Source organism: Streptomyces sp. NBC_00637, from assembly GCF_045161545.1.
Lineage (GTDB): Bacteria > Actinomycetota > Actinomycetes > Streptomycetales > Streptomycetaceae > Streptomyces.
This window is the reverse complement of record NZ_CP109046.1, coordinates 5,910,061-5,923,354: the sequence shown is the minus strand read 5'-3', so window position 1 is coordinate 5,923,354 and position 13,294 is coordinate 5,910,061. Positions and strand designations below refer to the sequence as shown.

General features: G+C 69.6%; 13 protein-coding genes. 5 read left to right on the top strand and 8 right to left on the bottom strand.

Annotation, left to right across the window (positions count from 1 at the left end; all coding sequences use genetic code 11):
* Positions 1-71: 71 nt before the first annotated feature.
* The 4 genes from OG440_RS25970 to OG440_RS25955 form a co-directional block, all read right to left on the bottom strand.
* Complete coding sequence (locus OG440_RS25970) at positions 72-647, bottom strand: TerD family protein (protein ID WP_406009188.1); 576 nt, start codon at positions 645-647, stop codon at positions 72-74.
* A gap of 119 nt (positions 648-766) precedes the next feature.
* Positions 767-1,342, bottom strand: coding sequence for a TerD family protein (locus OG440_RS25965; RefSeq protein ID WP_362264872.1), 576 nt, complete (start codon positions 1,340-1,342; stop codon positions 767-769).
* A gap of 112 nt (positions 1,343-1,454) precedes the next feature.
* Positions 1,455-1,922 (bottom strand): peroxiredoxin, encoded by a 468-nt coding sequence (locus tag OG440_RS25960; protein WP_406009187.1) that lies wholly within the window; start codon positions 1,920-1,922, stop codon positions 1,455-1,457.
* 142 nt (positions 1,923-2,064) lie between these two features.
* On the bottom strand, positions 2,065-2,502 hold the full coding sequence (locus OG440_RS25955) for a DUF3052 domain-containing protein (protein ID WP_406009186.1): 438 nt from the start codon (positions 2,500-2,502) through the stop codon (positions 2,065-2,067).
* A gap of 404 nt (positions 2,503-2,906) precedes the next feature.
* Here OG440_RS25955 and aceE point away from each other — a divergent pair, with 404 nt between their 5' ends.
* Both aceE and OG440_RS25945 read left to right on the top strand, forming a co-directional pair.
* Positions 2,907-5,654, top strand: a complete 2,748-nt coding sequence (gene aceE / locus OG440_RS25950; RefSeq protein WP_406009185.1) for a pyruvate dehydrogenase (acetyl-transferring), homodimeric type — start codon at positions 2,907-2,909, stop codon at positions 5,652-5,654.
* A gap of 110 nt (positions 5,655-5,764) precedes the next feature.
* On the top strand, positions 5,765-6,547 hold the full coding sequence (locus tag OG440_RS25945) for a potassium channel family protein (RefSeq protein ID WP_406009184.1): 783 nt from the start codon (positions 5,765-5,767) through the stop codon (positions 6,545-6,547).
* A gap of 25 nt (positions 6,548-6,572) precedes the next feature.
* Here the strand turns inward: OG440_RS25945 and OG440_RS25940 are convergent, their stop codons facing one another.
* The gene (locus OG440_RS25940; RefSeq protein ID WP_406009183.1) at positions 6,573-6,878 is read right to left on the bottom strand and encodes a small hydrophobic protein; all 306 of its coding nucleotides are present in this window, start codon (positions 6,876-6,878) and stop codon (positions 6,573-6,575) included.
* Between the two features lie 230 nt (positions 6,879-7,108).
* Positions 7,109-8,728, bottom strand: coding sequence for an MFS transporter (locus OG440_RS25935; RefSeq protein WP_406009182.1), 1,620 nt, complete (start codon positions 8,726-8,728; stop codon positions 7,109-7,111).
* 67 nt (positions 8,729-8,795) lie between these two features.
* Between OG440_RS25935 and OG440_RS25930 the strand changes: the two genes are divergently transcribed.
* From OG440_RS25930 to OG440_RS25920, 3 genes are all read left to right on the top strand, one after another.
* On the top strand, positions 8,796-9,422 hold the full coding sequence (locus OG440_RS25930; RefSeq protein WP_406009181.1) for a TetR family transcriptional regulator: 627 nt from the start codon (positions 8,796-8,798) through the stop codon (positions 9,420-9,422).
* Positions 9,423-9,530: 108 nt separating this feature from the next.
* Positions 9,531-10,748 carry an alpha/beta hydrolase gene (locus OG440_RS25925; protein ID WP_406009180.1) on the top strand — a complete coding sequence of 406 codons (1,218 nt, stop codon included), beginning with the start codon at positions 9,531-9,533 and terminating at the stop codon, positions 10,746-10,748.
* A gap of 58 nt (positions 10,749-10,806) precedes the next feature.
* Positions 10,807-11,682: a DUF4429 domain-containing protein gene (locus OG440_RS25920; RefSeq protein WP_406011459.1), complete on the top strand. Its 876-nt coding sequence runs from the start codon at positions 10,807-10,809 to the stop codon at positions 11,680-11,682.
* Between the two features lie 33 nt (positions 11,683-11,715).
* On the opposite strand, the gene OG440_RS25915 is transcribed toward OG440_RS25920, so the two are convergent.
* On the bottom strand, positions 11,716-12,732 hold the full coding sequence (locus OG440_RS25915) for an aldo/keto reductase (protein WP_406009179.1): 1,017 nt from the start codon (positions 12,730-12,732) through the stop codon (positions 11,716-11,718).
* Positions 12,729-13,223 (bottom strand): MerR family transcriptional regulator, encoded by a 495-nt coding sequence (locus OG440_RS25910; RefSeq protein WP_406009178.1) that lies wholly within the window; start codon positions 13,221-13,223, stop codon positions 12,729-12,731. Before OG440_RS25910 ends, OG440_RS25915 begins: the two co-directional genes overlap by 4 nt.
* Positions 13,224-13,294 lie beyond the last annotated feature (71 nt).

Here is a 13,294-nt window from a genome sequence, read left to right as displayed (position 1 = left end):
CTACCCAATCGTGTCTGGGGGTCCCCCCAAGCGAAGCTTGGGGGCGGTTCTCCCCCACGCCGTACTCGGTTTTACGAAACGTTGACTCCGAAGTCTAGAGCGATGCCCCGCAGCCCCGACGCGTACCCCTGACCCACGGCCCTGAACTTCCATTCGCCCTGGTAGCGATAGAGCTCGCCGAAGATCATCGCGGTCTCCGTACCGGCGTCCTCGCTCAGGTCGTAGCGGGCGAGTTCCTGGCCGTCGGCCTGGTTGGCGACGCGGATGAACGCGTTGGAGACCTGACCGAAGGTCTGACCGCGCTCGTCGGCCATGTGGATGGAGACCGGGAAGACGATCTTGTCGCACTGGGGCGGCACCTTCGAGAGGTCCACCAGCAGCGACTCGTCGTCGCCCTCGCCCTCACCGGTGAGGTTGTCACCGGTGTGCTCGACCGAGCCGTCCGGGCTCGTGAGCTGGTTGTAGAAGACGAACCACTCGTCCCCCATCACCCGGCCGCCGGTGCACAGCAGCGCGCTGGCGTCGAGGTCGAAGGGGGCTCCGGTGGTGGAGCGCGCGTCCCAGCCGAGTCCGATCATCACCTGGGTGAGGTTCGGCGCGGCCTTGGAGAGGGAGACATTGCCTCCCTTGGCGAGCGTGACGCCCATGTTTGCTGGTCCTCCCCTAGGTGGTGCTCAGGTGCTTCCTCTTCGGTTGTCCTGCACGTCCGGCGCCGCCCCTAAACGGTGCGGCGCCGGACGGTCGGACCCACCGGCCCTGCGGTGACTCAGACGTTGACGCCGAAGTCCTGCGCGATCCCGCGCAGGCCCGAGGCGTAGCCCTGGCCGATGGCGCGGAACTTCCACTCCGCGCCGTGCCGGTACAGCTCGCCGAAGACCATCGCGGTCTCGGTCGAGGCGTCCTCGCTGAGGTCGTAGCGGGCGATCTCGGCGCCGCCGGCCTGGTTCACGACGCGGATGAACGCGTTGCGGACCTGACCGAAGGACTGCTGCCGGTTCTCGGCGTCGTAGATCGACACCGGGAAGACGATCTTGTCGACATCGGCGGGGACCCCGGCGAGGTTGACCTTGATCGCCTCGTCGTCGCCCTCGCCCTCACCGGTGGTGTTGTCACCGGTGTGCTCGACCGAGCCGTCGGGGCTCTTGAGGTTGTTGAAGAAGACGAAGTTGGCGTCACTCGCGACCTTGCCGGCGTTGTTCACCAGCAGCGCGCTGGCGTCCAGGTCGAAGTCGGTGCCGGTCGTGGTGCGGACGTCCCACCCCAGACCGACGATGACCGCGGTCAGGCCCGGGGCCTCCTTGGTCAGCGATACGTTGCCGCCCTTGCTGAGGCTGACTCCCACAAGTCCTCCATTGGTGTCCTGGGGCGGGGAGCCCCTGGTGCGTCGGATATCGGATCAACGAGTCGATCCTAGTGACGGGTTCCCGCCCCACGCAGGCCCTGACGCCGAAGAATCACAGGGTGTCGAGAGCGGCGACGTACTCACCGAGGTCGCGGGCGTCCGGCAGGGCGTTGACGACGGTCCAGCGCACCAGGCCCTCCTTGTCGATGACGAAGGTGCCGCGCACCGCGCAGCCCTTGTCCTCGGCGAAGACGCCGTAGGCGCGACTGACCTCGCCGTGCGGCCAGAAGTCGCTGAGCAGCGGGTACTCGAGGCCCTCCTGCTCGGCGAAGACGCGCAGGGTGTGGATCGAGTCGTTGGAGACGGCGAGCACCTGGGTGTCGCGGTCGGCGAACTTCGGCAGGTTGTCGCGCACCTCGCACAGCTCGCCGGTGCACACGCCGGTGAAGGCGAAGGGGTAGAAGAGCAGGACGACGTTCTTGGGGTTCTCGCCCTCACGGAAGTCGGAGAGCTTCACGGTCCGGCCGTGGTTGTCCTTGAGCTCGAAGTCGGGGGCCTTGTCGCCGACCTGGATCGCCATCGCCTGGAGGTTCCCTTCGGTGGGGCTGTCTGGGTGAGTCCACCCTACGCAGCGGCCGCCGAAGGCCGCCGGACGGGCCGAGCACGAGGGCCCGGACCGTCCGGCGTCACTTCACAGCACTTTGGACGTCACTCCCTGGACGTCACTTCTTGGACTTCGCGGCCTTGGGCGTCACCAGCCGGCTGCCACTCCAGTCCTTGCCCACGCTGACGCTCTTGCTGGCCGACAGACCCGCAGTCGTCGAGGCTTCGGAGATGTCGCTGGGCTCCACGTATCCCGTACGGCCGGTCTTCGGCGTCAGGAGGAGGATCGACCCGCCTTCTTCGATGTACGTGGTGGCGTCCACCAGCGCATCCGTCAGGTCTCCGTCATCGTCGCGGAACCAGAGCACCACGGCGTCGGCGACGTCGTCGTAGTCCTCGTCCACCAGATCGCCGCCGATGACTTCCTCAATGGACTCGCGGAGCTCCTGGTCGACGTCGTCGTCGTAGCCGATCTCCTGGACCACCTGCTCGGGCTGGAAACCCAGCCTGACGGCAGGGCTGGTCCGCTCCTCCGCGTGGTCCGCGGTCGCGCTCACGGGTTGCCTCCTGATCATGATTCGGGAATAACTCAGCCACGCGCGTGCGCGAGGCATTGGCCGTAGTCCACACGGGCGGGGCGGATCGCGCAAGTACCCGGCGGTTCGGACCGCCGAAACGGTGACGATCCTGGCCGTGTCGACGCAACTCCAGGCACGCGATTCGGACGGATGGTGACGTACACCACACCTATCTGCCCTGTTTGCGTATTTGAGAACCATCCAAGGGTACGAGATTCGAACGAGTGCGGTTACCTCGGGGTAGAGATGACGTTTGCGGGCGCCTAGGTACACGATGGGGGCGGTGCAGGCACTGGAGAGTGAGCGAGACACCCCGCCGGGCGCCCGCGTCGCGCGAACGAGAAACACCGTCCCACACAGCCCTCTGACAGGTAAGGAACAGCGTGGCTTCCGGATCCGATCGCAACCCGATCATCATTGGCGGCCTTCCGAGTCAGGTTCCTGACTTCGATCCCGAGGAAACCCAGGAGTGGCTCGACTCCCTCGACGCCGCGATCGACGAGCGCGGCCGTGAGCGGGCCCGCTACCTGATGCTCCGGCTGATCGAACGGGCCCGCGAGAAGCGGGTGGCCGTGCCCGAGATGCGCAGCACGGACTACGTGAACACCATCCCCACCATGGCCGAGCCCTTCTTCCCGGGCAACGAGGAGATCGAGCGCCGGATCCTCAACGCGACCCGCTGGAACGCGGCCGTGATGGTGTCCAGGGCCCAGCGGCCGGGCATCGGGGTGGGCGGCCACATCGCCACCTTCGCCTCCTCCGCGTCGCTCTACGACGTCGGCTTCAACCACTTCTTCCGCGGCAAGGACGAGGGCGACGGCGGCGACCAGGTCTTCTTCCAGGGCCACGCCTCCCCGGGCATCTACGCGCGCGCGTTCCTGCTCGACCGGTTGAGCGAGCAGAACCTGGACGGGTTCCGCCAGGAGAAGTCGAAGGCGCCGCACGGGCTGTCCTCGTACCCGCACCCGCGTCTGATGCCGGACTTCTGGGAGTTCCCGACCGTGTCCATGGGCCTCGGCCCGATCGGCGCGATCTACCAGGCGCGGATGAACCGGTACATGCACGCGCGCGGGATCGCGGACACGTCGAAGTCGCAGGTGTGGGCGTTCCTCGGCGACGGCGAGATGGACGAGCCGGAGTCGCTCGGCCAGCTGACCATCGCCGCGCGCGAGGGCCTGGACAATCTGACCTTCGTGGTCAACTGCAACCTCCAGCGCCTCGACGGCCCGGTACGCGGCAACGGCAAGGTCATCCAGGAGCTGGAGTCGGTCTTCCGCGGCGCCGGCTGGAACGTGATCAAGCTGATCTGGGACCGCTCCTGGGACCCGCTGCTCGCCCAGGACCGCGACGGCACCCTCGTCAACCGGATGAACACCACGCCGGACGGCCAGTTCCAGACGTACGCCACCGAGTCCGGCTCCTACATCCGCGACCACTTCTTCGGCGACGACCAGCGGCTGCGCGCCATGGTCGAGGGCATGACCGACGACCAGATCCTGCACCTGGGCCGCGGCGGTCACGACCACCGGAAGATCTACGCGGCGTTCAAGGCGGCCGTGGAGCACACCGGCCAGCCGACGGTCATCCTCGCCAAGACGGTCAAGGGCTGGACGCTGGGGCCGAACTTCGAGGGCCGCAACGCCACCCACCAGATGAAGAAGCTGACGGTCTCCGACCTCAAGGGCTTCCGCGACCGGCTGCACCTGCCGATCTCCGACAAGGAGCTGGAGGGCGGCGTCCCGCCGTACTTCCACCCCGGACGGAACTCGGAGGAGATCCAGTACATGCACGACCGCCGCAAGGGCCTCGGCGGCTATGTGCCGACCCGTGTGGTGCGCTCGAAGCCGCTCGCCCTGCCGGACGACAAGACGTACGCGAGTGTGAAGAAGGGCTCGGGTCAGCAGTCCATCGCGACGACCATGGCCTTTGTGCGGATCCTCAAGGACCTCATGCGGGACAAGGAGATCGGAAAGCGTTTCGTACTGATCGCGCCGGACGAGTACCGCACCTTCGGCATGGACTCGTTCTTCCCGAGTGCGAAGATCTACAACCCGCTCGGCCAGCAGTACGAGTCGGTCGACCGCGAGCTGCTGCTGGCCTACAAGGAGTCGCCGACGGGGCAGATGCTGCACGACGGCATCTCGGAGGCCGGCTGCACGGCGTCCCTGATCGCGGCGGGCTCCGCGTACGCCACCCACGGCGAGCCCCTGATCCCGGTCTACGTCTTCTACTCGATGTTCGGTTTCCAGCGCACCGGCGACCAGTTCTGGCAGATGTCGGACCAGCTGGCGCGTGGTTTCGTACTCGGCGCGACCGCCGGTCGTACGACCCTGACCGGTGAGGGGCTCCAGCACGCGGACGGGCACTCGCAGCTGCTCGCCTCGACGAACCCGGGCTGTGTCGCCTACGACCCGGCGTTCGGTTTCGAGATCGCGCACATCGTGCGGGACGGTCTGCGCAGGATGTACGGCAGTTCCACCGAGCACCCGCACGGTGAGGACGTCTTCTACTACCTGACCGTCTACAACGAGCCGATCCAGCACCCGGCCGAGCCGGAGGACGTGGACGTCGAGGGCATCCTCAAGGGCGTCCACCGCTTCAGCGCGGGTACCTCGGGGGCGATCCCGGCACAGATCCTGGCGTCCGGCGTGGCCGTCCCCTGGGCGGTCGAGGCGCAGAAGATCCTCGCCGAGGAGTGGAACGTCAAGGCCGACGTCTGGTCCGCGACCTCCTGGAACGAGCTGCGGCGCGAGGCCGTCGAGGTTGAGCGGCACAACCTGCTGCACCCGGAGGAGGAGCAGCGGGTGCCGTACGTGACGCGGAAGCTGTCCGGGGCCGAGGGGCCGTTCGTGGCCGTCTCGGACTGGATGCGGTCCGTGCCGGACCAGATCGCGCGCTGGGTGCCGGGCACGTACCAGTCGCTGGGCGCGGACGGCTTCGGCTTCGCCGACACCCGGGGAGCGGCTCGCCGCTTCTTCCACATCGACGCCCAGTCGATCGTCGTGGGGGTGCTGACCGAGCTGGCGAGGGAGGGCAAGGTCGACCGGTCGCTGCTGAAGCAGGCCATCGACCGGTACCAGCTGCTGGACGTGTCGGCGGCGGACCCGGGGGCCGCGGGCGGCGACGCGTAGCCGCTCCACTGGGAGGCCGGTGAGTATCTGCTGGTCGTCGGGGGCTGGTCGCGCAGTTCCCCGCGCCCCTGACGGGGCTCACCGGCCCCTCGTTTTCATACGATGCGGGCATGCAAGAACAATCGGCGCAGGGCCGCTGGGAGCTCTGGACCCAGCGGCCGCTGCTGGCACTCGCCGTGGTCTTCGCCGTCGCCTACGCCGTGCCGATCGTGGACACCTCGGCCGACCACAGGCTGACCACCGCCTGCACCGCGATCGAGTGGGTGGTGTGGGCGGCGTTCGCCGCGGACTACGTGGTCCGGCTGGCGCTCGCGCCCGACCGGCGCCGCTTCGTGCGGACCCACTGGCTGGACCTGTGCGCGGTGGTGCTGCCGATGCTGCAGCAGCTCAAACTGCTGCGGCTGGTGTCGACGCTGCTGCTGGTGGGGCGGCGGGCGCGGATGGCCTCGCAGATCCGGATGACGACGTACGTCGTGGGGGCGGTCGTCGGGCTGCTGATGTTCGGCTCGCTCGCCGTGCTGTCGGTCGAGCGCGAGTCGCCGGACGGGAACATCCGCACGTTGGGTGACGCGCTGTGGTGGTCGTTCACCACGATGACGACCGTCGGGTACGGCGACCACGCGCCGACCACCGGACTGGGGCGGATCATCGCCGTCGGGCTGATGCTCTCCGGGATCGCGCTGCTCGGTGTGGTGACCGCGAACATCGCCGCGTGGTTCATCGCCCGGTTCGACAAGGACGACGTCGAGGAACGCGCCCGGACGGAGGCGATCCTGGCCCTGACGGACGAAGTGCGGGCGCTGCGGGCGGAGGTGGCGGCGCTGCGGGACGGGCCCCGGGGGACGCTGCCCCCCGGGCCCGCACCCATGCCCGCCCCTCACTCGTCCCGGTAGCGGGACGGGAGGGCGTCGGTCCGCGTTACAGCAGGCCGTTGCCCGTCCCTGCGGCTCCCGCCAGCCAGATGATCGCCAGCAGGGTGTCGATCGCGCCGAGGGCGACGGCGACCAGGGCCGGCACCGAACGGGAGCCCGTCCAGCTGCGGCCCATGGCCAGCCAGCCGCAGACGATCGCCGCAGGGCCGAGGATGATCCCCAGCGCGAAGAATCCGGCGACCGCGCAGACGAGGCCGACGATGCCGAGCGTCGCGCGATCCGGCCCGGTCCGTGACCCCATGCGGCCACGTGAGCGGGGGTACCTGCGCGTGCCGTTTCCGAAGCCGGCCATCGAACAACTCCCTGGATTCCGGGGATGTGTTGTTCTTCGGGTACCCGCGACACGCGGAACATTCCCCGCAGTTGCCGGGCAGTCGGCGCGCTGTCCCCCTCCGGCAGCGCGCCGCGGCCCTGGCCGCCCTCCCATCCGGAGGACTTGACCCACTGTGACCTGTGGCGCGCCCCGGAGGCGAGGAACCTTTAGCGTTGTCACCCTGATAGGGGAATCTTGTTGAAGTTCCGTCAGATATGACCCACGCCGGCGCCCGCGTCCGCGTTCTCGCCCCGCTTGGTGAGCAGCGCGACGAAGACGGCGACGACCGCCACCCCGGCGGCGACGAGCGAGGCGAGGCTCATGCCGGAGATGAAGGTGTCGTGGGCGACGTCGGTGATCTTCGCGGCGATCTCCGCGGGAGTGCCCTTCGCCACCGGCGCCACGCCGACCTGAACCGCCTCGGAGGCCTGGTCCAGCTGGGCGGGGGTGAGTTCGGGCAGGCCCGCGCCCTTCCAGTTGCCGGGCAGGTCACCGTCGACCTTGGAGGCCATCACGGCACCCAGTACGGCCGTACCTAGGCTGCCGCCGATCTGCATGGCCGCCTGCTGGAGTCCGCCCGCGACACCGGACAGCTCCATGGGGGCGTTGCCGACGATGACCTCCGTCGCGCCGACCATGACGGGAGCGAGGCCGAAGCCCAGGAGGGCGAACCAGATCGACATGAGACCGCTGCCGGTGTCCGTCTCCAGCGTGGACATGCCGTACATGGCGATCGCGGTGGCGGCCATACCGCCCGCCAGCGGGATGCGCGGGCCCAGCTTGGTGATCGCCGCGCCCGCGAGCGGGGAACCGACGATCATCATGCCGGTGAGCGGCAGAAGGTGCAGGCCGGCGTCGATCGGGCTCATGCCGTGCACGTTCTGGAGGTAGAACGTCACGAAGAACAGGCCGCCCATGAAGGCGATCGCCATCAGGACCATGAGGACCACACCCGCCGACAGCGGGACCGAACGGAACAGCCCCAGCGGGATGAGCGGCTCCTCGACCTTCGTCTCCCAGAAGGCGAAGGCCGCGAAGAGCACCGCGGAGCCGACCAGGAACGCCCAGGTCGTACCGTCGGCCCAGCCCCAGGTCGGTGCCTTGATCAGGGCCCAGACCAGGCAGAACATCGCGCCCGAGAGCAGGGCGATGCCGGGCAGGTCGAAGGAGCGCGGGGCGTTCTCGGCACGGTGGTCGAGCAGGATCACCGCGCCCAGGACGAGGGCGAGGGCGCCGACCGGCACGTTGATGAAGAACACCGACTGCCAGTTGACGTGCTCGACGAGGACGCCGCCGAGGATCGGGCCGCCGGCGGTGGACGCGCCGATGACCATGCCCCACAGGCCGATGGCCATGTTGAGCTTCTCGGCCGGGAAGGTCGCGCGCAGCAGGCCCAGCGCGGCCGGCATCAGCAGGGCGCCGAACAGGCCCTGGAGCGCCCGGAAGGCGACGACCGCGCCGATGCTGGAGGACAGGCCGATCGCGCCGGAGGCGGCGGCGAAGCCGACGACGCCTATCAGGAACGTCTGGCGGTGGCCGAAGCGGTCACCGAGCTTGCCCGCGGTGATCAGGGAGACCGCGAGGGCGAGGAAGTAGGCGTTGGTGATCCACTGGACCTCGGCGAAGGTGGCGCCCAGGTCGCTGGCGATGGCCGGGTTGGCGATGGCCACGATGGTGCCGTCGAGGGCCACCATCATGACGCCGACGGCGACGGTGATGAGGGTGAACCACGGGTGGCCGCGCAGCCCCTTGGCGGGCCGCCCGTCCGACGGGTCCTCCGGTGTCCTGCCGCCGGATCCCGTCGCGTCGATGGTGGTCTGACTGGTCATGCGTTCGAGGTTAGTGACAGCCGCTGACAATTGACAAACGAGTTCATAAGTCGGTAACTGACACATCATGGAAACTCTGCGTGAGCGCAAGAAGCAGCGCACCCGGGACGCGCTGCTGCGCGCCGCGGTGGAGCTGTTCACCTCGCAGGGATACGAGCGGACCACCGTCGACGAGATCGCCGCCGCCGTCGACGTCTCGCAGCGCACCTTCTTCCGCTACTTCGACGGCAAGGACGAGGCCGCGCTCGCCCTGGTGGAGATGACGGTGGCGCGGTTCGTCGAAGGAGTACGCGAACGCCCGCCGCACGAGCCGCCGATGGAGGCGCTGCGCCAGGCGGTGCTGGACGGCTGGCAGTCGATCAACGAGGTCGTGGAGTCCGTCGTACCCGTGGAGCGGTATCTGCGCATGTACCGGGTGATCGAGTCGACGCCGGTGCTGCTCGCCGCGCATCTGCGGCGTTCGGTTGAGGTGGAGGAGGATCTCGCGCGGGTGATCGCCGAGCGGGAGGGGCTCGACGTGGACACCGACCCGCGGCCGCGGCTGGCCGTGGCCGTCTTCAGCGGGGTGATGCGGGTGACGGAACGGCAGTGGTCCACGGGCGCCGACTTCAGCCTGGACGGGATCCGCGCGCTGACGTCCCGGTATCTCGACGGGGTGGGGCCCGCCCTGTTGGGAGACTGGCGCGGCGCCTGACGGACATGAGACGTAAAGGCCTTTATGACCCTTGCCACTCCTGTTGAAACGTGATCCCCGTCACTTGGGTCACCCGAGACCCTCCCGTTCTCCTAGTGTGTCCTTTCAGTGACTTCCTTCGACACCTCCCCGCAGCTCAACGTCTGGCGCGCACTGGCCGCCCTGGCCGTCGTGTTCCTGATGCTGACGACCACCGGCTGGACGGCTCTGCGCCAGCACCGGGAGACCACCGCGCTCCAGACCTCGCGCTCGGAGTGGGAGCACGGCCGGCTCGCCGGCCACCGGCTGCCGGACACCGGCTCCACCCCCGCCCGGCTGGCCCGGTTCTTCGCCTCGCTGACGGCCCCGCAGCGCACCGCGCTCGTGCACGACTACCCGCTCGCGGTGGGCAACATGAACGGCGCCCCCGCCGAGCTGCGCTACCGCGCCAACCAGGTGGCGCTGCTCCAGCAGGTGCGGCTCGAGCGCACCCGCATGCACGACAGCCGGCTCACGCCCTCGGGGCAGCAGCTGGCCGGCCGGCGCATGCACCGCTACGAGTCGATGAGCACCGCCGGCCGGCAGATCCTCGCCTTCGACCCGGGCGGCTCCGGCCGGGTCGCCGAGGTGTTCGGCAGCCTGGACGAGGCCGAGCGGATCTCCGTGGTCGTCCCCGGCGTCGACACCGACCTGCTCACCTTCCAGCGCACGAACCGCAAGTACTCGGCGCCGGTCGGCATGGCCCAGGCCCTCTACTCGGCCGAGCGCGAGGCGAGCCCCTCGACGCGTACGGCCGTGATCGCCTGGGCCGACTACACCTCCCCCGACGGCCTCGGCATCGACTCGGCCACCGCGATGCGCGCCGAGAACGGCGCCGTCCGGCTGAACGCCCTGCTGAGGGCGCTGCCGGGCAGCGCGCCCGTCTCCCTGTTCTGCCACAGCTACGGCTCGGTGGTGTGCGGGGTCGCCGCGCACACCGTGCCGGACCGGGTCGCCGACATCGCGGTGGCCGGCAGCCCCGGGATGCGGGTGGAGAACGCGGCCCAGCTGGACACCGACGCCCGGGTGTGGGCGATGCGGGACGCCGACGACTGGATACAGGACGTGCCGCACCTGGAGGTCGGCGGTCTCGGGCACGGCGAGGACCCGATGGCGCGGGACTTCGGCGCGCGGGTGCTGTCGGCGCGGCAGGCCAAGGGCCACGGCGGCTACTTCGAACCGGGTACGGACAGCCTGCGCAACTTCGCCGAGATCGGCACCGGCTCGTACCACTCGGTTGAGTGCGCCCACGATGATGCCGCCTGCACGGCGGGTTTGTCCGATACGACAGAGGCCGGACGCGCGTAGAGACGCAGGAATTGCGGCGCGCGCGGGGAGGGGACGAAGAATGGGTGTCCCGCATACGATGAGCCGCATGGGTGACGTACTGGCCGGATTTCATGCCGCCTGGGAGTTCGAGTCCGACTCCGTCCTCATCCGCTACGAACGGGGGCTGCGCACGCCCAAGCTGCTGTCGGCACTGGGCGAGCGCCGGATTCCGCTGGCGGCCATCGGTGGCGTGACGCTGACCGCCGGCAAGCGCGGGACGGTCGTGCTCCGGGCGGAACCGAGGCCGGGAGCCGATCCGTTGGTGGAGGCGGCCGCGGGGCAGCTCAAGGAGGGGTGCGACCCCTACCGGCTGGTGCTGCCCGCCGAACGGGAGACACTCGCCGAGTACTACGCCGACGAGCTGCGGGCGCGGCTGACCCGCTCCGGGCCCGCGGATCGCTTCCTGGTGGACGCCCCCGAGGCGCCGCTGTCGTTCAAGGCGTACGACGGCAAGGCCTCGTTCGACGGGCGCACCGTGCGGTTCCGCTGGTTCTGGACGGGGGCGTCGTCGGCGAAGTGGAAGGCCGGCGACCAGAGTTTCGCCGTGTCCGGGCTGAGCGGGGTGGAGTGGCGCTCGCCCGAGGTGTTCGAGGGGCATCTGCGGCTGCTGCGCGGCGAGGCCGCTCCGGCCCAGGCCGACCAGGATCCGGGGACTGTCGTCTTCGGGCTGGGGTACGGGCCCGTGCACGAATCACTACCGTTCGCGGCGGCGGTCCTCGCGGCGGTCCGCGGACGCGGATCCGCGTCCGCGGTCCAGGCGGCGGCCGTCCCGGCGGCGACGGCGACCGCGCCGCGCCGGGACCCCGCCGACATCGCCGAGCGGATCCGGCACCTCGGGGAGCTGCACCTGGCCGGGCTGGTCACCGACGAGGAGTTCTCCGCGAAGAAGGCCGAGTTGCTGGCCGAGCTCTAGTCCCTGTGAGGGGGAGCGCGGGCTCCCGCGCCCTCACTCGCGTCCGGCGGAGGTGAACCTCATGTCCGGGTAGCGGTCGCCTGCCACCTTGCCGGCGATGGGCTCCAGCAACGCCGTTTCCTCCGCCGTCAGTTCGATGGCCGTCGCCGCCGCGTTCTCCTCGACCCGGGTGGCCTTGCGGGTGCCCGGTATCGGGACCACGGACAGGCCGTGGACCCGGGACCGCTGCTGGACCCAGGCCAGGGCGATCTGGCCGGGCGTCGCCCCGTGGGCCTCGGCGATCGCGCGGACCGGGTCCAGGAGGGCCCCGTTGGCGGCGGCGTTGTCGCCGGTGAAACGGGGCTGCTGACGACGGAAGTCGTCGGCGGTGAGGTCCTGGTCGGCGTTGGCGAAGGAGCCGGTGAGGAAGCCCCGGCCGAGCGGGGAGTACGCGACCAGGGTCACGCCCAGCTCGCGGGCGGCCGGGACCACCCGGTCCTCGATGTCGCGGCTGAACAGCGACCACTCCGACTGCACCGCGGCGATGGGATGGACGTCCTGGGCCGCGCGCAGTTCGGCGGCCGTGACCTCGCTCAGGCCCAGTTGCTTGACCTTGCCCTCGCGCACCAGTTCGGCCATGACGCCGACGGTGTCCTCGATCGGCACGTTCACGTCGCGCCGGTGCATGTAGTAGAGGTCGATGACGTCGACGTCCAGCCGCCGCAGGCTCGCCTCGACGGCTTCGCGGATGTACGGCGCGTCGTTGCGGATGATGCGCCGGGTCGGGTCGTCCGGCGGGATCGCCAGGGCGAACTTGGTCGCGATGACGACCTCGTCGCGGTGGGCCTTGAAGAACGGGGAGAGGAACTTCTCGTTCTCGCCCGCGCCGTACGCGTCCGCCGTGTCGTACAGGGTGACGCCCAGTTCCAGGGCGCGTTCCAGGGTGGCCCGGGACTCCTTCTCGTCCGTGGGGCCGTAGGCGAAGCTCATGCCCATGCAGCCGAGGCCCTGGGCGCCGATCTCGGGGCCCTGCCCGCCGAGTCGCGCCGTCGGGATCCTGTGGTCGGTCATCGGGCGGTCCTTTCCGCTTCGTACTGCCGGCCGCCGGTGGCGTCCGCGTAGAACGTGATCTTCCGGTCGAGCACGGCGAGGGTGTCCTGGAGTTCGGCGATCCGGGACCGTACGTCCCGCCGGGTCGCCTCCAGCAGCTCGTACCGCTCGCGGAACGTGCTCTCGCCCTCCCGCACCAGCTCGGCGTACCGCACCATGTCGGCGACCGGCATACCGGTCAGCCGCAGCTTCCCGACGAGGTCGAGCCAGTCCAGGTCACGGTTGCTGTAGCGGCGCTGGCCGGTGTGCGAGCGGTCGATGTGGGACATCAGCCCGATCCGCTCGTACCAGCGCAGGGTGTGGGCGGTGAGGCCGGTGAAGGCGACGACCTCGCTGATCGTGTAGCTGTCCTGCCCGTCCGGACGGGGGTGCCGCGGGGGCGGCGCGGAGCAGACGTCCGGAGGGTTCGGAGTGTGTTCGATGGTCACGGGCGTGGTCTGCAACACCGTCATGACCTCCACGCTATGGCCTTGGAGTGCGCTCGAAGCAAGCGGAAACGGTAAGAAAACCTGAGGACGCGGCT

Excerpts from the sequence above, each read along its gene's own strand:
- OG440_RS25945 (WP_406009184.1), top strand. The coding sequence starts at position 5,765 with ATGCAAGAACAATCGGCGCAGGGCCGCTGGGAGCTCTGGACCCAGCGG.
- OG440_RS25920 (WP_406011459.1), top strand. The coding sequence starts at position 10,807 with ATGAGCCGCATGGGTGACGTACTGGCCGGATTTCATGCCGCCTGGGAG.
- OG440_RS25940 (WP_406009183.1), bottom strand. The coding sequence starts at position 6,878 with ATGGCCGGCTTCGGAAACGGCACGCGCAGGTACCCCCGCTCACGTGGC.
- OG440_RS25935 (WP_406009182.1), bottom strand. The coding sequence starts at position 8,728 with ATGACCAGTCAGACCACCATCGACGCGACGGGATCCGGCGGCAGGACA.
- OG440_RS25910 (WP_406009178.1), bottom strand. The coding sequence starts at position 13,223 with ATGACGGTGTTGCAGACCACGCCCGTGACCATCGAACACACTCCGAAC.
- OG440_RS25970 (WP_406009188.1), bottom strand. The coding sequence starts at position 647 with ATGGGCGTCACGCTCGCCAAGGGAGGCAATGTCTCCCTCTCCAAGGCC.
- OG440_RS25915 (WP_406009179.1), bottom strand. The coding sequence starts at position 12,732 with ATGACCGACCACAGGATCCCGACGGCGCGACTCGGCGGGCAGGGCCCC.
- OG440_RS25960 (WP_406009187.1), bottom strand. The coding sequence starts at position 1,922 with ATGGCGATCCAGGTCGGCGACAAGGCCCCCGACTTCGAGCTCAAGGAC.
- OG440_RS25930 (WP_406009181.1), top strand. The coding sequence starts at position 8,796 with ATGGAAACTCTGCGTGAGCGCAAGAAGCAGCGCACCCGGGACGCGCTG.